This window comes from Acidobacteriota bacterium (genome assembly GCA_021161905.1).
GTDB lineage: Bacteria > Acidobacteriota > B3-B38 > Guanabaribacteriales > JAGGZT01 > JAGGZT01.
Genome location: JAGGZT010000062.1, coordinates 1 through 20,413, shown reverse-complemented (window position 1 = coordinate 20,413; position 20,413 = coordinate 1). Strand labels below are relative to the sequence as shown.

General features: G+C 51.6%; 17 protein-coding genes. 3 read left to right on the top strand and 14 right to left on the bottom strand.

The genetic code is table 11. The features are described 5' to 3' along the window. Positions 1–28 precede the first annotated feature (28 nt). From J7L64_08545 to J7L64_08515, 7 genes are all read right to left on the bottom strand, one after another. Positions 29–1,378: a hypothetical protein gene (locus tag J7L64_08545; GenBank protein MCD6452390.1), complete on the bottom strand. Its 1,350-nt coding sequence runs from the start codon at positions 1,376–1,378 to the stop codon at positions 29–31. A gap of 65 nt (positions 1,379–1,443) precedes the next feature. After that, positions 1,444–2,694, bottom strand: a complete 1,251-nt coding sequence (locus tag J7L64_08540) for an ABC transporter permease (protein ID MCD6452389.1) — start codon at positions 2,692–2,694, stop codon at positions 1,444–1,446. After that, positions 2,691–3,620: an ABC transporter ATP-binding protein gene (locus J7L64_08535; protein MCD6452388.1), complete on the bottom strand. Its 930-nt coding sequence runs from the start codon at positions 3,618–3,620 to the stop codon at positions 2,691–2,693. Before J7L64_08535 ends, J7L64_08540 begins: the two co-directional genes overlap by 4 nt. Positions 3,621–3,700: 80 nt before the next feature. After that, positions 3,701–5,056, bottom strand: coding sequence for a hypothetical protein (locus J7L64_08530; GenBank protein ID MCD6452387.1), 1,356 nt, complete (start codon positions 5,054–5,056; stop codon positions 3,701–3,703). Between the two features lie 15 nt (positions 5,057–5,071). Then, on the bottom strand, positions 5,072–7,060 hold the full coding sequence (locus tag J7L64_08525) for a glycosyltransferase family 39 protein (GenBank protein ID MCD6452386.1): 1,989 nt from the start codon (positions 7,058–7,060) through the stop codon (positions 5,072–5,074). A 29-nt stretch (positions 7,061–7,089) separates the two neighbouring features. Next, a complete protein-coding gene (locus tag J7L64_08520; protein ID MCD6452385.1) occupies positions 7,090–9,306 on the bottom strand; it encodes a glycosyltransferase family 39 protein in 2,217 nt (738 codons plus the stop codon). Then, positions 9,303–11,402 (bottom strand): glycosyltransferase family 39 protein, encoded by a 2,100-nt coding sequence (locus J7L64_08515; GenBank protein ID MCD6452384.1) that lies wholly within the window; start codon positions 11,400–11,402, stop codon positions 9,303–9,305. Before J7L64_08515 ends, J7L64_08520 begins: the two co-directional genes overlap by 4 nt. 84 nt (positions 11,403–11,486) lie before the next feature. On the opposite strand from J7L64_08515, the gene J7L64_08510 reads away from it, so the two are divergent. Then, on the top strand, positions 11,487–11,969 hold the full coding sequence (locus J7L64_08510; GenBank protein MCD6452383.1) for an NAD(P)H-dependent oxidoreductase: 483 nt from the start codon (positions 11,487–11,489) through the stop codon (positions 11,967–11,969). Here the strand turns inward: J7L64_08510 and J7L64_08505 are convergent. The 7 genes from J7L64_08505 to rsxC are packed head-to-tail and all read right to left on the bottom strand — an operon-like array spanning position 11,962 to position 17,589. Further along, on the bottom strand, positions 11,962–12,399 hold the full coding sequence (locus J7L64_08505; protein ID MCD6452382.1) for a SoxR reducing system RseC family protein: 438 nt from the start codon (positions 12,397–12,399) through the stop codon (positions 11,962–11,964). The two genes, J7L64_08510 and J7L64_08505, sit on opposite strands and share 8 nt — an antisense overlap. Before the next feature lies 1 nt (position 12,400). Then, positions 12,401–13,402, bottom strand: coding sequence for a Fe-S cluster domain-containing protein (locus tag J7L64_08500; protein ID MCD6452381.1), 1,002 nt, complete (start codon positions 13,400–13,402; stop codon positions 12,401–12,403). Between the two features lie 16 nt (positions 13,403–13,418). Further along, on the bottom strand, positions 13,419–13,997 hold the full coding sequence (gene rsxA, locus J7L64_08495; protein ID MCD6452380.1) for an electron transport complex subunit RsxA: 579 nt from the start codon (positions 13,995–13,997) through the stop codon (positions 13,419–13,421). 1 nt (position 13,998) lies between these two features. After that, on the bottom strand, positions 13,999–14,577 hold the full coding sequence (locus J7L64_08490) for an electron transport complex subunit E (protein ID MCD6452379.1): 579 nt from the start codon (positions 14,575–14,577) through the stop codon (positions 13,999–14,001). A gap of 12 nt (positions 14,578–14,589) precedes the next feature. Continuing rightward, on the bottom strand, positions 14,590–15,237 hold the full coding sequence (locus tag J7L64_08485; protein ID MCD6452378.1) for an RnfABCDGE type electron transport complex subunit G: 648 nt from the start codon (positions 15,235–15,237) through the stop codon (positions 14,590–14,592). Then, positions 15,237–16,271, bottom strand: a complete 1,035-nt coding sequence (locus J7L64_08480) for an RnfABCDGE type electron transport complex subunit D (GenBank protein MCD6452377.1) — start codon at positions 16,269–16,271, stop codon at positions 15,237–15,239. The genes J7L64_08485 and J7L64_08480 overlap by 1 nt, the downstream gene beginning before the upstream one ends. After that, the gene (rsxC, locus tag J7L64_08475; GenBank protein ID MCD6452376.1) at positions 16,234–17,589 is read right to left on the bottom strand and encodes an electron transport complex subunit RsxC; all 1,356 of its coding nucleotides are present in this window, start codon (positions 17,587–17,589) and stop codon (positions 16,234–16,236) included. Before rsxC ends, J7L64_08480 begins: the two co-directional genes overlap by 38 nt. Positions 17,590–17,787: 198 nt before the next feature. On the opposite strand from rsxC, the gene J7L64_08470 reads away from it, so the two are divergent. Both J7L64_08470 and J7L64_08465 read left to right on the top strand, forming a co-directional pair. Next, the gene (locus J7L64_08470) at positions 17,788–18,771 is read left to right on the top strand and encodes a hypothetical protein (GenBank protein ID MCD6452375.1); all 984 of its coding nucleotides are present in this window, start codon (positions 17,788–17,790) and stop codon (positions 18,769–18,771) included. Positions 18,772–18,774: 3 nt separating this feature from the next. Further along, positions 18,775–19,650, top strand: coding sequence for a M23 family metallopeptidase (locus tag J7L64_08465; protein ID MCD6452374.1), 876 nt, complete (start codon positions 18,775–18,777; stop codon positions 19,648–19,650). Positions 19,651–20,413 lie beyond the last annotated feature (763 nt).

Below are 20,413 nucleotides of genomic sequence, written 5' to 3'. Positions count from 1 at the left end.
GGTCTAACTCTCTCCAAAAGGGTATCCGCTAATCCTTCCGATACCCAAAAGCAACCACTGCTAAGGGAGAAACAAGGAAGGGACAAGCCCTCCTCACCTTTACCCGCAGCTCCCTGGTAGCGAGTAGAAAGGTGGAAACCGCAAGACCAAGGGAATAAGCCTGCATCCTAAGCGAATACTCGGCACTTCCCCCCTCGGCAAGTTCTACCCACCTACCCCACTTCCCGGTAAGCCAACCTTCGTTTGCCGAGTTCAAGATAACATACTGGGGCGAAAAACCGACGGGTACTCCTGCTGCCCGTTCTATCTTCTCTTTCAAACGCCTATCCTCAATGATCAATTGGAAACTACTGGTGGGGAACCCCTCCTCAGTGAGGTTGACATACTTAAAGAGCCCCCTCTCTGTCACCACATATGCCAGCGATCGAGCATCATCGGTCCTGATGTAATAGCTCCCCATTGAGGAGGGATAGGTGGTGCCTATAGCCCTCACCCTTCCCCGGGGCAAATTATGACAGGTAGAACCACAGGTGCCGAAAAGAAGCTGGTTGAGATGGCGCCGGGAAAGGGGAGCTTCCTCTATCCGAGGGGAGAAACGGAAACCATCGATGGCAGAGGAGAGGGAGCAGGCGGAATCCGTCCTCGGGTCCCCATACTCCGGATCGCTCCTCCAATGGGGATGGAGACCTAGGGCATAATAGCTACCATCCCAGGAAGGAGCGGACACCGCCACCCGGATATACTCGAGCGCTACCTCACGGCGGTTATCGACAATCGGCCTCTTCGCCCTCCCCCCAAACTTGGAGCCAGCCCAATTGCAGCAGGCGATCGGCTTCGGCTTGTAGCCAGCAGCAAGGAGGTTCAGCGATTGGTATGAGTTCCCCAGCTTCCACACCGCTTCAAAATTCGGAGGTTCCCCAATACGGGAGAGGATCAACCCCTCGAGCGTCTGAAGGACGATCGCCCCACCCTCCTCCACCGAGGGAATGTAAACACCCTTCAACCTGCCTTCGGCAGAAAGGAGTTCGTCCTTCTCCGGGTCATAATAGAATATCCCTTCCGGGCTCAGGATGTAGTTTCTGAGCGGTATCTCTGGTCTGAAATCATACACCCGGGACGCCGCCCAAACCAGATCACGAAGGGCAACCTTGGAGAGGGAAGCGCCGGTCACCGATCGGCCAAAGTGAGTGCCTCCCCCGATTATGGTGGAAGAAACGCGACTATTGAGCGCTACCTCAACAGAACGAGTATCGGGGATGAGGAGCTCCGCTCCCCTTTCCTCTACCAAATAGAAAGGCAACCTTCCCTTCAAGGAGGAAAGGACGAGTGCAGAGAATCCTAAAGAGATAAACTCCCTTCTTGTGAACCTGTGAGACATTCTCCTCATCTTTTCATTTATTATTATAGCACAATGTTGGATTTTTTTCTAATTTATTGTTTAAATTATTGTTGTGCCAGAAATTCCCGAAAGCTGCGGCGGGAGAATACCACAACCGATATCCCCACCGTAACCAGGGCAATAGCGGAAAGAACCGCTATTTCAAGAAGGATATCAGATATACCTCCTCCCCGGAAGAATATCTCCTGATACCCATCCATTGCCCAGGCATTAAAGGTGAAATGCCCCACTTTTTGCATAAAACGGGGCATAAGGAAGAGGGGGAACCAGCTCCCCCCGAGGGCGGACATAATGAGAACGAGCAGGGTGCCCAATCCCTCCACCTGACGATAACTACGGCACAAAGAGGCGAGGAAGATGCCAAAAGAGGTGGCTGCCGCTGCGGTAACTACCGAAAGGACAATAAGAGGAAGAATATGAGCCCGAAGGGGAAGTCCAAAAGCAAAATTGGCGTAGAGGAAAAGGGTAAACAGCTGGACACATCCGATGATAAAGAGCGATAAATACCGCCCCAAGATGATATTTCCCATCGAGATGGGAGAAAGAAGAAGCCTCCTCAGTATCCCCGCCTCCTTCTTCCTGAGGATGCTCGATCCACCATAGATCACGGAGAAAAGAAGCATCATCACCGCAGTACCTGCTGCCGCCTGGGCAATTCCTGGCTTCTTGCCCATCTTCTGTTTCTTGACCACCGGCTCTGTTGTAAACATCTCGTTCGCTGCTAAAGAAGAGGTCTTACCCCCTCCTTTTTTCTTGAAATACTCCTCAATGGAGGAAAGGGCTCTCTTCCTCTCTTCTTCGGGAACTCCCATCTCCTTCATCGCCGAGGCAGCAAAGGGGGAGACGAATTCTTCGGGGAATGCGCCCCATACCGCCTGGAATAGAGCACCGATAAGCAGGGACCGTTCCATCTCCTTTGCCGGATCGTAATAAACCCTAAGCTTCCCCTTCACCCTCCCTTCTTTAAGCGCTTTTCCGAAACCGGGCTCGATCACCAGAGCGAGCACCCTTCTTCCTTTTCTTACCTTAGCCAGCCCCTTTCCCACTTCAGGAAACCGCTCTACCTCAATCTCCTTCGCCTTATCGAGTGCCGAGATGAGTTTCGCCGACTCCGGTGAATGATCGAGATCTACCACCGGGATCGGTTGTTCCGAGATCTTGGACTTTCCCTGTCCTCCAAAGGTAAGAGCGAGTACAGTGAATATCGCTATAGGGAGAACGGCAACATAAAGGAAGGACCAACGATCGCGGAAGAATAACTTAAGGTCGTTAAAGGCTAATATTATCGATTTCAATCCCTAAGCTCCTTTCCGGTTAACGAAAGAAAAACCGCCTCCAGATTGGGTTCCTTGAAGTGAATGGAGGTAGGGGAAACCCCAAGCGAGAGGAGATCCGCCATTATCCGGGGAAGTCTCCTCCTTCCATCCCTCACCTTAAGAATGACCTTCTTTTCCACCACCAAGGGAGAGAACGAGGCAAAGGCATCCAGCAATTTTTCCTTCAGGGGAACAAGCTCTTCCTCCGTTTCCACCTCTATCAGCTCTTCAGGAGCAAACCGCTGGATAAGCTCTCCGGGCGAAGCAAGGGCGATGATCTTCCCCTCATCTATTATCGCCACTCGATCACAAAGACGCTCCGCCTCTTCGATGTAATGGGTGGTAAGGAGCACGCTCACCCCCTTCTCCTTTACCTCAAGTATAAAGTCATAGATAAGAGCCCGTGTTTGGGGATCCAATCCCACGGTGGGTTCATCAAGCAGGAGGAGATTGGGCGAATGAATTAGAGCGAGGGCAAGGTTCAATCTCCTCTTCATCCCTCCAGAATAATTCCTCACCAACTCCTTCCTCCTCTCCCAAAGACCGACAAGGGAAAGGAGAAAGGAAATCCTATCCTTCAGCTCGCGCCCGGAGACACCGTAAAGCTTTCCGAAAAGAGACAGGTTCTCCTCTGCTGAGAGACCAGGATAAAGGGAAAGCTCCTGGGGTACTATCCCCAACAACCGCTTCACCTCCTCCCAGTGGGAGCGAACATCAAAACCATCTATCGTGACCCTCCCTTCATCCGGGGGGATGAGACCGGTTATTATCTTGATTAGGGTGGTCTTACCCGCTCCATTGGGACCGAGGAGTCCAAATACCTCACCCTCATAAAGAACAAACCCAACCCCCTTCAGAGCCTCCGTATCCTGAAAACGCTTCTTAACCCCTTCTATCTCCAACATTAAATAGCCTCCGCCCCCGTAGTAAACGAAATTCTACAAAAGCGAGTTCCAAAATTCAAGCAAAAATCTTGAAGAAGAAACTACCAGCTAATACTGAAGCGGTAGCGGGAGGCACCTCGTTTCTCATCCCTTATCCGCACAATCAGGGAGTAGTCGTTTCTCGCTGATGGTTGTTCGAGTATCACCACCTCGCCCCTGCCCTTCTTCTTCCTTAAGCAAGCGATGATCTCCCGCCGGGGAAGGGGGAAGAAGAGCTTAGGCGCTGCCCCGATGGGTCTCTTCCCGGAGATATGCCTCATCTCGACCTTAGCCCCCTTTATCACTATCAGGTCCTCGCCATCAATAACCCCATCGAAGCTGAAGGAGGTCGCCTTACCAGTAACCACTTTCCTTCTATAGGAGGGGGCAGTATCATCCCGCCAGGAAAGATCGAAGGAGTAATCGCTCGCTCCCCTCCTTCTGCTGTCATCTACCAAAACCACCACCCGATACCCGTTTCTCGCCGAGGGTTGCTCCACTATCGTTACCTTTCCCCTTCCCTTCTTCTTCCTAAGGCTCACCGTAACCCGTCTTGAACGCAAGGGGGCAGAGAGGGTGTAAGACTGGCACTGGAGGGGAAGGCCAGTAAGGTGCTCCACCTTAACCTCATCTCTTCTTAAGATGATGCGATCGCTCCCATCGACCTTGCCTTCCCAGTGGAAGAAGCAGTTGTCGTAAATCCCCATCCCCTGGGGTCTCGTCCACCAGAGGACGAACTCATATCTCGCCGAGCCCCTTCTGCTCTCGTCATCGACGAGGACCGAAGCGGTGTAGCCGTTCTCCTCGCTCGGCTGTTCGATGAGCATCACCCTCCCCCTTCCCTTTACCACCTCGAGGGCGAGAGGAACAGGATGGAAAGGAAGAGGGGCGGAGAAACGGTAATCCTGGTTCTGGATGGGAAGAGCACTTCTGTGCTCCACCCACACCCTCTCTCCCCTTATCTTTATTATGTCCTTCCCGTCCACTGTTCCCCACCAGCGGAAGGAATCGACCGGCTGGGAAGAAGAAGGGTAATTGGAGCCGAAGCGAGGTCTCATCCTACCCCAGACGAGTTCAAACTCGTAGCGCTCAGAAAGGCTATGCTCCGAAGCGAGGATAAGCACCTTCACCGTATAGCTGTTTATCCGGCTTGGCTGTTCCTCAATGCTTACCGGTCCCCTACCAGAGAGCTTCCGCACATAGACCGGAACCTCGGATAAAGGAAGGGGCTCGCTAAAGGAGAAACGAGGGTGACGAACTGAAGCCCCGAAGCTCGCCGGCTCGATCCTCACTCCATTCCCTCTGATGAGGATATAGACCGTTCCCTTGACCTCCCCGCTAAAGCGGAAATATCCCTCCGCACTAAAAAGAAGGAGGGGGATAAGGAGGGAACAAAACCAAAAGAGGATCTTCTTCATTATCTTCCTCCTCCCTTATTCCAAGGCGACAAGCCTTACCAAATCATAGGCGACGGCGATAACCCTGAGATCACCACTTCCAGGGATCACCTCCGCCGGGGAAGCATAATAGCGGTAGCCGAACGAAAGCTCATTCACCCCGGGCTTGGTAGCCCTCCGGGGGATGGTAAGCTTATAAGAGGAAAAGGCTCGATGAGATAACACCAGCTTCCCGATCGATTTCCCATTCAACCTCACCTCGATGACCTGCGCCGATACGCCCGGATATAAGAAGGGTTTGAGGATAAGGGTCATCATCATCGACCGTGCTTTCTTCAAGGGGAAAAATAGGCTCGAGGAACCACCGAGGGACCAGCGGAAGGTCCTTTTCCCCTCCTGTTCCACATCGGAAAAGCCCCTTCCCAAATAGACCTCATCATTATTGCCAATGTCAATAATCGCCTCCCTCCCCTTCCTAAAGATCAGGTAGCGAGAACCATCCCTGAGCAATCTATCATCGGGAAGGGAGAGTGGCTTAACTACGAGAACAGCCGGGTTTATCCCAAAAATAGGGGAAAACCTCTCGGGAAATTCCCTTACCTGCTCACATCGAGAAAGGAGCGCTCGGTACCACCCGGGGAAGAGGCGGACATAGTTCTCTGAAGAAAGAAGGAGGTAATCGAAGTTCATCCGTAGGTACCAACGGGGCGGTCGGTTCATCAACCTATGGAGGAAATACACCCGAAACCTCCTGGGATCGATGTATGGGGTGTAATATTCCCTCCCGATGAGAGCGCCGTCTTCTGCATTCTCCTCGATCCACTTCTTAGCCTCGGCGACCGCGAGAGGCTTCTTCACCTCCCCTATAGCCCGCGCGGTTAGAAGTAGCTGAGGTAAAAATAGAAGGGTAACAGCCGAAACTGCGATAAGAGCGCTTACCCTAATCGATATCCGAAGCTTCTCCCGGAGAAGAAAGGAAAAATAACCGATGACCTCCCCTATCAGGAGGAAAAAGACCGGGATAAGGGGAAGGGTGTAGCGGAAGTGAAACAGCCTTCCAAGCGACATCGATGCCACATAGAAAAGGGCGAAGGAGAAAAGGAAAACACCCACCTTATCCCGCTTTTTCACAACCAGGAAGAGGCTTATCGCAAGGAGGATGACTCCCGTCCAGCCGAGATTTTCGTAGATGGAGGAAAAATAGGAGGCGAGGTTAGCGCTCACCTTTAGGGGAATGACCTGCGACATCATAAATGTCTCCCGCCAGAACTCCCCTCTATCGAAAATAGCCGCAGGGTTCACCAGCAAAAAACCTAAGATCGCCCCCAGCCCTAACAGGGTGAATCTAAGAAAAAACCTCCTCCTCTTAAGGAACAAGAGCACCGCCAGCGAGCCGATGAGGGGAAGAGCGCTCAACTTCGCCCCCACCGCCAGCCCGGCGAGGAAACCAGCGAAGAAGATTTTGGACGAACCCTCCTCTCTTAGGAAAGACAAACCGAAGAGAAAAGAGAGGCTCAGAAAGAAAAGCATCGGGACATCGGGGTTCACATAAACCCCCATCCTGGCTACCAATGGATTGAAAAGGAGCATCAAAAGGGCGAGGAAGGACGGCAAAACGCCATAAGCCCTCACCCCGAAAAGGAAAAAGGAAAAAAGGATCAAGGCGGAGAGAAAAAGGATCGCAATCCTCCCTGCCCGGTAGTAGCCTACCTCCCTTAAGTCCCTCTCCGGCTCCCGAACAAAGCCTTCGGCAAAATATCCCCGAAGTCGTCCCTTCTCCTTCAAAAGGGCGCTCCGAGCCTTGAACACCCCAAAAAGCAGATAATAGGTAAGCCCCCCGTAATGAAAGAAGTGGGGGTTCCAATCACTGCTTTCCACCATCTTAAGGGAGTTATCTACCAAGAAGGGCTCATCGACCGAGAAAAAATGGGGAAGCCCGAAGTTGGTAGCGGGAAACAGGAAAAAAAGACGAGCAAGGATCAAGATAAACGCTATCAAAAACCAAAAAAAACCTCTCCCCCTCATCCTAAGCCCACCTCACGCATAGAGAAAAATTACTTCCCACGAGGCGCTTTTTCAATTCTAACCCAATCGAAAGCCAAAGCCAACGGGCGAGGATCATCACGCCCCCACATTTCTTTAGGTGAAAAGATCGGATAAGATGAGAAAGAGAGTTCATTCACCCCCTTCCTCACCAGTTTCTCGGGGATCGAGAGGGACACCGAGGAGAAGTGTTCTTCCTTAAGGGTAAATGTAGCAATCATCTTTTTATTTAGAAAAACCTTCACCCTTTTCTCAGGAAACCTGGCGGAGAGAAGAGGCTTCACCCTCAGGGTGAGCTTAAGTGGCGCCAGGTCCTCAACTACAAAGAAAAGGGAGCTCTCCCGCCCGAGCGACCAGCGGAAATCGCTTTCTCCCTCCTTCTCCCTCATACCCCATCCCGCTCCCAAGTAGGGCTCATCATCCCTACCGATATCGATGAGGAGCTTATTCATCCTGCCACCACCAAGAGGAGAAAGGAGGAAAAGTCCCCTCTCTGGCTCGGAAACAAGGCGAAGAAGGTAAATCTTGGGACCTATCGCCCGCCCCTTTTCCGGGAGAAATTCCTTAACCTTGGGGAAATCTTTGAGAAGTTTTTGATATCTTTCTCCGAACCTCCCCTCAAGATCAAGGGAAGTTACCACGAGATATTGATACCCTTCGCGGATGTACTCCTTGATTGGGCGCACGAAAACGGTCCCTTTGCTTTTTGCCACCCGGAATCTCCCCCGAGGAAGCTCGGGCATAAACTGACTTCCCGCTATCCCCGAACCTTCGGGGATGTTCTTCTCGATCCAACGAGAGGCGAGCTCAAAGGTATCCTCCTTGGTGAGGAGGTAGGAATAACGGCTCACCCTTACCCCTACCGGAAGGATGAGGAGGATACTTAAGAGATAAAAGACGAGCTCTCTTCTCTTCTTTAGGAACTTCAATTTAAGCTGAGAAATTAGGGAAAAAATTCCATATGAAGCGATCACCGCCACCGGGGGAAGCAGAGGAAGCATATACCGAGGATACCCCTTGGGGAAACCTGCTATCATCAGGAAGTAGAGAAAAACGAAGGAGGAAAGGAGGAGACCAACTCGCTCAAGTCTCAACAAGAATAAGATCAAGCCATAAACGAGCATCAAGACGAGGGGCAGTCCCATAGTAGAGATAAAGAGTTTACCGTAAAGCGGGCTTCGGGGAAGGATCGATCCTCCCCCATCATTCAGAAGTGCAATATGGAGAACATCGGCTGACGCTTTCCCCGCCCTCAACCCCTGGGCAATAAATTCGTTCAGGAACCGGTTGATGTCAAGAAGTACAAAAGGATTGCTAAGGAGAGAGAAAAGAGGAACAAGGATAACTCCCAGGAGGAAGGTCTTTCCCTCTGCCCTTTTCTCCCTTGGTACCAGAAGATGAGCGATGATATAGACGAAGATAATTATAAAGGAAGGATATTTGGAAGATATGGCGAGCCCGGAGAATAAAGCCGCCTTGAAATAGGCGCTCTTCCCCTCTCCCTTCACCATAGCCACGAGATAGAGAAGGGCAAGGGCAAGGAAGAATGTTTGAAGGACATCGATCCGCATAAACTTAGCCACCCTCACATTGTATTCAAAGAGGGAGAGGAAGAGGGCAGCGGAAAGACCCACCGTCCGATTGTAAGCCTTTTTCCCAAGAAGATATCCCACATATATCGTTGCCGTGCTGATGAGGGCAGTAACCACCCGACCCACGATGTAAAGCCCGTGAAGAGGCACCTGGGAAAAACTCGCCCATTTGCCGAGAAACGCTCCAACAAGGAAATACCCGATATAGAAGGGAATGAGAAGCCAGTAAAAGAGCACGGGATAACTTATGAAGCGGTGATTGTACGCCCCGGTCTTCACCATATCCCAGATGATCTTTCCCATCACTGTTTCATCAATGGGGATGAAGTGAGGAAGCCCATGATCGATGCCAGTAAGACGAAGGATGAGCCCAAGGGCTATTATCCCCAAAAGGGCGAGTCCAAACGCCTGCTTCCTAAGGAATTTAAATATCCTTTGAGGCGAATAGGACCAAACGAAATAAACGGAAGAGATCAAAAGAAAAGACAAAAACGCCTTGACGCCACTATGGGAACGGAGAGTAAAAAAGCCGAAAGAGAGGGAATAACCACCGGTAATAAGGGTGAAGTAGAGGTTCACCCCGGAAACGATGACGATTATCCGAAAGACCGCCCGCCATCTCCTTTCTGATCTCATCTCTTCCTCACCTTTAGGATAAGCTTATGATAGAAGGCAGCTCGTTTATTTTTTCCCCATATCGGGGTGCCCACCATCAGGTAGCCCCGGGGATCGGCGAGAAACCGATGTCTAAAAGCAAGGGTATTCGTCCTCCGCCCTAAACTACCCGAAGGGAGATTAAAGCTAAACCGGCGGAATCTATTTCGCGGAGGAAGGGAGAACTCTTCCACCTCCTTCCCGTTCAATGAAAGGGAGATAACCTGAGGAGGTGAACCACGATATACCACCGGAGCCACCTCAAGCACAAGCTCTACCCCACCTTCAATCCGGGGCAGGAAAACCACGCTCTCCTTGGCGATGGCAAACCTTCCGGGAACCCCGTTATAGGAGGAGACATCTCCCCACCCCCTGCCCAGGATGCCGAAGTTTCTATCCTTGAAATCGATCTCCATCTCACCCTTTCCCTCAAGCGAGGAGGAGATTGGGGCTAACAACCCCGTTGGTTCATAACGGGGGAGGACGATAACCGCAAGGGAAAGACGAGGATAAGGATAACCTCCCTTTATAATCAACTTTTCTTTACCCTCTCTCCCGGCAAACCTTTCTTCGAAATCCCCGTTCACATCAGAAAGGAGGAGGAGAAAGCGATATCCCTCCCTGATGTAGAAATCGAGGGGATGACGGGTAATGAGGGAAGAGGTTTCAACCTTGATCCCCTGAGGTTTCCTTAGGGGAAACTCGGAGAGGGCGATATCACCCTTCCTCCCAGCATTGCCAAGAAGACGATAAGTTTCAGAGGCGAGCGAGGTACCCCGGCTCAGTTCAATCGCCCCTCTTACCGTGTTAACCAGAGGGAAGAAAATAAGGAGAAAGAGCGAGAGGAAAAATGCGAACTTCGCCCTCCTCTTCCTCAGGAGATAGATGAAGGCGAACTTCTTGATGAGCCAACCCTGCCAGACAAGGGCGGTGGCAATGAGAAAGAAGGGGATCACGGGGAGGAGAAAGATCCCTTCCCCATTAAGATCGATCCTCTTTAAGAGGAGATAGGAAAGAGGGAAAGAAAGATAGAAGAGAGTTCGCTTCTCAAAGGAGAAGATGGCATAAAGGACGCTTCCTCCGATGAGGAGGCTGAGCAGGGGACCGAACGAGAGCCCGTTATAGAGGGAACGAAGGACACTCTGAGGGTTCAACTGGGAAGAAAGCTCTTTCTGATAGTGAAAGAGGTTCCGTCCGAGATCGGCAACCGCCTCTCCCCTTTCCGCCAATAGATAGGGGTTTACGAGAAAGAAGACGGCTAATACAAGGAGAAGGAAGAAGCCTATATCCTTCGCTTTGCTACTCCCCTTAAGGCGAACGAGGGGAAATAAAGCGGGTAGGACAAGGAGAAAACCGGTATAATCACAAGAAGCAGCAAGACCGATGAGGAGAGCGGAAATAAAGAAACCCCTCCCTCTTTCCTTAAGATCGGCCAGAAAATAGAAGGAGCCAAGGGCAAATATAAGGAACAGGGGATAGGGGTTTATGAAGGTAGCACCCCTGACAACTGCAGGAAGAACGAGGAAGAAAATGAAGGGGAGATAGCATAACTCCCGAAAGAGAACCTTTTTTGCCAGAAGGTAGAATAGAGCCAAGGAAAAAAGCATTAAGAGGAGATTGACAACCCTTCCTGCGATGAGGAAATCGGAGGGTTCAGCTTGATAAATCGAACTCCATCTCCCCCTGCTTCCCTCCTCCAAAAAGTAGAGGGCAAAGACGCCCGCCTGAAAATAGACATAGCCAGCTGGTTTCATAAAATGGTGGGGGTTGAAATCCCCCTTCTCGAGGATACGGTAGGCGGAGGAAGCGATCTCCCTCTCGGTGGGATAAGGGGATCGAATCCGGGCAAACCTAATCCCGGGGATGGAGAGGGCTATCACAAAGAGAAAGAAAGCAAAGAGAAGGAGATACTTTCTCCTGAAAAGCTTCCTCCTCACCTCTCTTACATTAACCTCGCTCCTTACAAACTTGACAAGGAAGAATACCAAAAAGACAACAAAAAGAGGAAAAAACAACCCCCTGGCGAGAAAAAGGGTGATAAGGGAAAGAAGGAAGGAGATAACAACCCCCCAATCCAAAAATATCTTTACCCTCCTTTTCCCCATCGGTTTTAGGCTATAATATTTGAACCAAAATTACAACAGGGTTTAAAAGGGGGGAAAATGGCGAAAATACTCATCAGTTATTACTCAAGGACGGGTAATACAGAAAAAATGGCAAAGAAGGTGGCGGAAGGGGCAACGAAGGAGGGTGCCCAGGTGATCCTGAAAAAGATAACGGAGACAACCCCTGATGACCTCCTTGAAGCGGATGGGATAATCATCGGATCACCGGTGTACTACGGCACGATGGCAGCGGAGGTGAAGAGGCTATTTGACGATTCGGTGAAGTATCATAAGAAGCTTGAAAGAAAAGTAGGCGGAGCTTTCGCTTCATCGGCAGGGCTGGCTGGGGGAAACGAGACCACGGTACTCGATATCTTAAAGGCGATGTTGATCCATGGGATGGTGATAAAGGGATCGTCAGCCGAGGATCACTACGGACCGGTAGCGGTGGGAGCTCCCGATGAGCGGAGTAAAGAGAACTGCCTCCGCCTTGGAAGGGAGATCGCCCGCCTTGCCGAGAGGTTAAAAGGAGCTAAATAATCCCTACTATCTCGACAAGACAGCGCTTCTTGCTCGTGAGCCTCTTGTTATAAGCACGGACAAGGAGAAAGCTCACCACCACCGCCCCTACCCCGAAGAGGAGCTCAAGAAGCTGAGGGTCCCTCCCCGGAAGGAAATGTGAGGATACTACTCCCCCCAGATAGGAAGCGGGGAAAAAGAGAAGCAAAGGGACCAGATAAACGAGGAAGGAGAGCCAGAGGAATGTCCTTCCTCGGAGGGAGAGCTTAACCCTATCTCCCACCTTTGCCCCAATCGAATTCGCCACCCGAATAAGGAGGCTGGAAGCGCCTTCAGGAAAACAGAGATGCTTACTCACGCAGTGGGCGCAGGCGGAGGCGCGTTCTACCTCTACTATCGCCTCCGCCCCCACTATCTCCTTAACCGTGCCTATCTCGACGAGATCTTCCATATTATGCCTCGACCGAGACCGGCTTTTTAAGCTCGATAGCCTTCACCGGGCAAACATCAACGCAGAGCCCGCAGCCGATGCAGGTTTCCTCGTTTATCTTATGGGGTTTACCCTGCTCCCCGCTGATGCAGTTCTTGACCGGACAGACCTTAACGCACTCGCCACAACCGGTGCAGGCATCGGAGATGAATGCCTTGGGTATCTCCTTCCGGTCATCCTTTATCGCCTTGGTAGGACAGACATAGGCGCAGATGCCGCAGTTGATACACTTCTCGTAATCCCATACCGGCAGGTTATCCACCAAGGTGATCGCCTGGGAAGGACACCTCTTGGCGCAAAGCCCGCAGGCGATACAGCCGATGGTGCAGAGCCCCCGCACCACCTTTCCTATATCGTGGGAACTGCAGCGGACGGTAACCCGGGAGGATACGGGTTCGAGGATGATGATGTTCTTGGGGCAGGCAGCAACGCACCTCCCGCAGGCGGTGCACTTGTCTTCATCGACCACCGGTACCCCGCCCTCTCCCATATGGATGGCATCGAACATACAGGCAGCAACACAATCACCGAATCCCTCGCAACCATAGGTACAAGCCTTCCTCCCCTCACTTATCACCAGAGAGCTTTTACAGCTTTCCACCCCGTAGTAGTCGAAGCGGTAAGGGGATTTATCCACCGTGCCCTGACAGCGAACTCGGGCGACCATCCGCTCTTTCGCCTCAGCCTTTTTACCCAGTATCTCCCCTATCTTCTCCGCTACGCTGGGACCACCGACCACACAACCAGCGACATCCGCCTTTCCCTCAACCACCGCCTTGGCAAAGGCATCACATCCGGCGAAACCACAGGCACCACAATTCGCCCCAGGCAGAACCTCTCTCACCTTGGTCACCCGAGGGTCAACCTTTACCCCGAAGAAACGAGAGGCGAGAGAAAGCCCTATTGAGGCGAGAAAGCCAAGCCCCCCAAGGGCAATAACTGCGATTATCACTCCTGTAGCCACTTTTTATCACCCTCTTTTATTTCACCAATCCCCGGAAGCCCATAAAGGCGAGGGAGAGTATCCCCGCAGTGATAAGGGCAATGGGAACTCCCCGCAGGCTCCGAGGGATACGAGCGAGTTCTATCCGTTCCCTCATCCCGGCAAATAGAACGATGGCGAAGGTAAAACCAACCGAGCTTCCAAAACCGAACACCGCTGCTTCCATAAAGGAGTACATATACTGCATATTGAGAAGAGCCACTCCAAGAACAGCGCAATTGGTGGTAATGAGCGGAAGGTAGATGCCGAGTGCCTGATAGAGCGCCGGGCTGGTCTTCTGAATTACCATCTCTACGAACTGAACCAAGGTAGCGATAACGAGAATGAAAGAGACCGTCTGCAGATACTCAATATGTAAGGGAACCAGCACATAATACTGAATAACCCAGGTGATAACCGAAGCCATCGTCATCACGAAGATAACCGCCATTCCCATTCCAAGGGCGGTCTCCACCTTCTTGGAGACGCCGAGAAAGGGGCAGATCCCAAGGAACCGGGCGAGGACGAAGTTGTTGACCAAAACCGCGCTTATGATTAACAGGATATATCCTACCATTTCAGCTCCTCACCTTGTTGAAGATACCAACGATAAACCCAAGGGCGATGAACGCCCCAGGAGGCATAATCATAACCAACACTGGCTTGAAGGAAGCGGGGAAGAGATGATAGCCGAAGATGGTACCATTCCCCAATATCTCCCTCACACTGCCAAGGAGAACAAGGACTAAGGTGAACCCGATCCCCATACCGATACCGTCAAGGATGGAGGCAAATACCCCGTTCTTCGAGGCAAACGCCTCCGCCCGTCCCAGGATGATGCAGTTGACCACGATCAGGGGGATGAATATGCCGAGCACATGGTGAAGCTCGATGAAGTATCCGTGCATCACCAGATCGACGATGGTGACGAAGGAGGCAATAACCACGATGAATGAAGGTATCCTCACCTTATCGGGGATGAAACCCCGAATAAGGGAGATAACCAGGTTGGACATCGTGAGCACGAAGATGACCGCAAGCCCCATCGCCACCCCGTTTATCGCCGCGGTGGTCACCGCTAAGGTAGGGCACATCCCGAGGACCTGTACCAGGATCGGATTCTCCTTGGCGATCCCTTTGGTCAGCTCCTTAAACATACGCCTGCTCCTCTATTTCTTCTTTTTAAAGATGTCCTTAGGCTTAGGGGTAGCACCGGAGATACCCGCTGGATCCTCTCCCTTCCCGTACTCCTTCTGGAATAGCCTGAGCGATTCCGCAAGCACCGAGGTGATAGCTCGGGAGGTAATGGTAGCACCAGTTATCGCCTCGATATCCCCTCCATCCTTCTTCACCTTAAACTTGGTGTTCTTAAGCGACCTACCCTTGAACTGATCCTTGAAGGGGGATTCAGTAGCCTTGGTGCCAAGCCCTGGGGTCTCCGCATAGCTCAGGATGCGGTAGTCGCGGATCTTACCATCGATGTCTATCCCCACCACCAGCTTTATGTCCCCGCCATAACCGATCTTACTCACATTGCCCACCGCCACTGCGATCAGCCTGCCACTCTTATCCTTTGCCGGGTAGAAGGTAACCTCCTTCTCCACTCCAGTCGCCTCGTCCTTCACCTTTATCGTCTTCGCCTCAGCAAGGGGGTTATTGACAAAGGGAGGAAGCACCGCCTTTATCGCCTTTATCCTATCAGCGAGCTCCGACTTCTCTATAGGTCCCTTGGTCACCTGATAGACCAGGGCAAGCAATCCCCCAAATACAACGGATATTAAGGTTAATACCAGGATGTATTTCCCTATCTCGTTCATCACTTTGCTCCAAAGGTCTTTGGCTTAGTATAACGATCTATCAAGGGGGTAAAGGCGTTCATCACCAAGATGGAATAGGAAACCCCCTCAGGATAGCTACCAAATAGACGGATAACAACGGTAATGATCCCACAGCCTACCCCAAAAATGAGCTTCCCCTTCGAGGTCACCGGGCTGGTTACCATATCGGTCGCCATAAAGAGGGCGCCGAGCATCAATCCACCAGCAAGGATGTGGAACACCGGGTTGATATACTTGTCGGGGTTCACCAACCAGAAGATGCCGGTCATCAGGAAAACCGTCCCCACATAAGCCACCGGGATATGCCAGCTGATTATCTTCCGATAAAGGAGGTATCCCCCACCGATCAAGAGAGCAAGCGCCGAAACCTCGCCCAAGCTACCACCCACCTTCCCATAGAAGAGATCGGAAAGATGAATAGCCTTCGCCGCACCGATCGTGCCCTTGGTGAAGAACTCCGTCTTGAGGACCCCAAGCGGGGTGGCGCCGGTTACCGCCTCTGCCCCCTTAGGAAACGGTGGGCGAGGCAATATCCAGGTGGTCATCTGCACGGGCCAAGCAATTAAGAGGAAAACACGAGCCACCAGCGCCGGGTTGAATATGTTGTAGCCGAGCCCGCCGTAAACCTGCTTCCCAAGAAGAACCGCGATGAACGCCCCTACCACTACCAGCCACCAGGGAGAACCAGGAGGAAGGTTGTAAGCCAAAAGGATCCCGGTAACGAGAGCACTGCCATCGGCAATACTGCCCTTATTGCCAAAGATCCGTAAGAAGATGTACTCGAAGAACAAAGTGGCAGCAACGGAAATAAGAATAACCGAAAGAGCGGAAAAGCCAAAGAAATAGATGGAGGCGAACCCAGCAGGAAGAAGCGCCCATACCACCCCCCGCATAATCTTGGGGACATCCTCGGGAGCGAGGATATGGGGGGAGGCTGAGAACTTAAGCGGGGCAGTTAGCACCCCGGATTTATCATTAGGACTTTGCTTTTGCTTGAGCCTTTCTTCTTGCATTGATCTCCGCCTTTGCTGTTTTAAAGTAATGGACCAAAGGTATCCTCGCGGGACAATTGTAAGCGCAGGAGCCACACTCGATGCAGGCTAAGACATCGAGCGCCTCTGCCTCATCCCACATCCCATTCCGGCAATAAGCAGCAATCTCGGTGGGAAGGAGGTTCATCGGACAGACATCAATACAACGGCCACAGCGAATGCACACCCCCTCCTCGGCAAGCGTCACCTCATCCTCGGTGAGGAGGAGTAAACCCGAGGTCCCCTTCACCACCGGAGTGGAAAGGTCGAACTGAGGGAGCCCCATCATCGGACCACCCATCACCACCTTTACCGGAGGAGCGGAAAAACCACCGCAGTAGTCTATCAACTCGGAGAAGGGCGTTCCCAGCCGGACGAGGAGGTTCTTCGGCTCCCGCACCGCCTTGCCGGAGACGGTCACCACCCGCTCGATGAGCGGTTTCCCATACTTCACCGCCTGGGCAATGGCATAGGTGGTACCGACATTATGCACCACCACCCCTACATCCAGAGGAAGTCCAGGTGGGGGGGGCACCTCCCGTCCCAGAATCGCCTTGATGAGCTGTTTTTCCCCCCCTTGGGGGTATTTCACCTTGAGCACCACTACCTTGGCATCAACCCCTGCCTTCTCACATTCCTCTGCCAGGAGCTCCGCTGCATCGACCTTGTTCTCCTCCACCCCGATAAACGCCTGCTCCGCAGACAACGCCTTCTTGATTATAAGCATTCCCTCGACTATCTCCTTCGGATGCTCGAGCATCAGTCGATAGTCGCTGGTCAGGTAGGGCTCGCACTCGGCGCCGTTGATGATGATGGTATCGATCGGCTTTTCCTTGGGTGGGGAGAGCTTCACATGGGAGGGAAAAGCAGCACCACCCAAGCCAACCATACCTGCAGCGAGAACCCGCTTCCTTATCTCCTCCGGCGTGAGTTCGTCTATCTTTTGCTTTTCCTTCTTTCCCCAGGGGAGTTCATCGGAACCATCGCCCTCGATCACGATCGCTGGCATCCGCCTACCACAGGGGTGGGGGAACTTGTCTATCGCCACCACCTTCCCGCTTATTGAGGCGTGGAGGGGCACAGAGACAAACCCCTTAGCTCCCGCTATCTCATCACCTACTTTGACCTCATCACCTACCTTGACCTTAGGCTCAGAAGGCGCACCCAGATGCTGAGATAAAGGAAGAACAACCCGTCTCGGCGGTGGAAGCACCTCGATCGGGCTGTCCTTCGCCAGCTCCTTCATCTCCTCAGGGTGAACGCCACCTCTAAATGTGCGTCTCTTAAATATAAGTGCCATCTTCCCTCACTCCGCTTCTTCAAGTTTAACCAACGAAAAAACAACTAATGAAGGAGATTATTCCTCCCAGAAAAAACCGGGGTTTTATTAAACAATAAGTTAGGAAATAAATCAAGCAAAAATAAAGCCCACATCCCTGGTTGACAGAAAAACCGCTGAAGAATATTATGAAAAGAAGCAAGAGGAAAGGATTGGTAAATGAAACGAAGCCTTCTTTATCTCTTAATCATCGGGATGATGGTTCTCCCCCCTTTGATATCCTGCGGGAGGAAGATCGGACCGGAGAACTCCCTCCTCCTCGTCCCCAAAGAGACGGGAACCCTCATCTCGGTAAACATCACCAAACTCGCCAAAACTGGCCTCTACCAAGACCTGATAAAGGACGAGGCACGACTCGCCGAATATAAGAGGTTCATCGCCGATACTGGAATAGACCCCTTAAAGGACCTCACCAAATTGCTCATCATCATCCCGGAAAACTCAGGAAAAATTGGCGAAAGTGTCTCCATAGGCTTCGGCAGTATCGAAAAGGATAAGATAATAGCCAACCTCAAAAAGAAGGGGACGCTAACCGAAGAAACCTATCTCGGGGTGACGATCTACCGACTGGCAGGCTCCGAAAGGAGGATAAACATTTCCTTCCTCGGGGAAGGGGTTATCGCTACAGGATCTATCGCCCCTTTGAAAGAGGTGATCAAGCTCTTCAAGCGGAAGGGAGAGACGATCCAGGAGAACCCGGAGCTTATGGAGCTCATCGATCGGATAAACCAGGCGGATACCATCTGGGCGGTGTCGATGATCCCACCTGACTGGAAGAAGAAACTCGCCTCCTTTCCTCTCACCTTTCCCTTCGCCTCATTGAGATCGTTCCTCTTTTCACTGAATACGGAGAAGGAGGAAATAAGGCTGGTGCTGGTAGGGAAGGCAGAAACAGGAGGAAAGGCAAAGGAGATAGCAAATACAATAACCGGACTCTTGGGGATTGGAAGGATGGGGGTCGAAGGAAAGCCTGCCCTCTCCGACCTCCTCGATAAGATTGAAATAGAGAGTATCGAGGAGTTCATCACCCTCTCCTTAAACGCTACCAAGGAGGAGCTTGACTTAGCCAAGGGGGAGCTCTCCGGGGAGATCGAGAGGATCAAAGAGGGGCAAATCACCTTTCCCAAACAAAAAGAGAAGTAAGCTATGGAGGAAAAGAGGAAAAAAGGGACTATCTTCTTCGCCCTTTTCATCTTAACAATCACTCCCCTAATTGCCAAGACAGCCCCCTTCGAGGTAGAGCTCTACACGAGGAGGCTCGCCCCAGGAGAAGCGGTTCTCATAAAAGTGATCCCAAACCTCGAGATCGTCGCCGTCTCCGGCACCTTCATCGGGAAAAGGCTTAAGTTCATCAAGGAAGGGACAAACTTCATCGCCTTAAGCGGTATCCCCCTTGATACATCCCCCGGTGACTATCACCTTTATCTCTCCGCCATACTGAAAAACAGCTTCGTCCTGAAAAGGCGCATCCCGATAAGGATAAGGGAGGTCTCCTTTCCCAGTGAGAAGCTAGCGGTCGATCCCCGCTTCATAAAGCTAAGCGCCGAGGATTTAGCCCGGGTAAGGGAGGAGAGCAAACTCTTAAAGAAGGTCTATAGGACAAGCTCCCCTACCCCCTTGTGGCGAGGGAGGTTCATCCTCCCGGTGGAAAGCGAGGTCATTTCCTCCTTTGGCGTTCGCCGGATGTTCAATGGCGAGCTCCGGGGAAGACATTACGGGGTAGACCTTCGCGCTCCTACCGGCACCAAGATAAGGGCGGGAAATTCGGGCAAGGTGGTTCTCGCCCGGAACCTCTTCTTCGGGGGGAATACGGTGATCATCGATCACGGAGAGGGGCTGTTCACCATCTACTGCCACTTGAGCAGGATATTAATCTCCGAAGGGGAAATGGTGGAAAAGGGGGAGATAATAGGGCTTTCCGGGATGACGGGCAGGGTAACCGGACCCCACCTCCATTTCGGCGCCAAGGTCGCCGGTATCCGGGTCGATCCCCTATCACTCCTCTTCCTCCCCCTCGATTAACCCTCAGTCAACCCTCCCTAAAGATCGGCACTTACGCCAGGATAAAACCAGGGTATGGAAAATGGAGGCACACCCTCCACTCCAATAACAATCATCCTTATACCAATATTAAAAAGGGACATTAAAATCTTCAGCCTCGCGCCAAAATTTCTTGACATAAATGAAAAGTCTATACTAAGTTTAAAAAAATGGTAAGCGTTAGCTGAGGAAAGAAAGTATTTAGTTGGGGGGAGGATTTAGTATTTCTTACCGACTTTAAAACATTCCCTTACAAGGGAATAAGGAAACTGTAAGAGGGATATAATAATCTCAGTTTAAAAATAGGGGGACAAAAGATGAAAAGGGTTTATCTTCTTTCTATATTGTTCGTTCCCCTACTTCTTATCTCCTGCAAGCAGAGCTCTCCTTCGGCTCCTATAAAAACCCTCTAAAAAGGCGGTGGACACCGCCGGGCGTTCATACTGTGACACCTTGAGAGAAATAAAGCCTGCTTAGTAGAAAATATCTAATTTAAGATGCGGACAGCCGCAAGGGCTGTCCCTACATTTTAAAATTAACAACGATCAGAAGCTCGAGGTCTCTTCTACATTGTGAAGGTTCAAAGGCTCTGATCCCTTTATTTTTTTATCTTAATGTAGGGACAGGGTTTGTCCCTGAACGGCACCCGCCGTTGGAGATTCATAAGGGGTAACCACCGCCAGGGATTCATAGAAGGGATAACCTCAATCTGTAATATAAACCCCTCAGGTGGTCACCTGTAGGG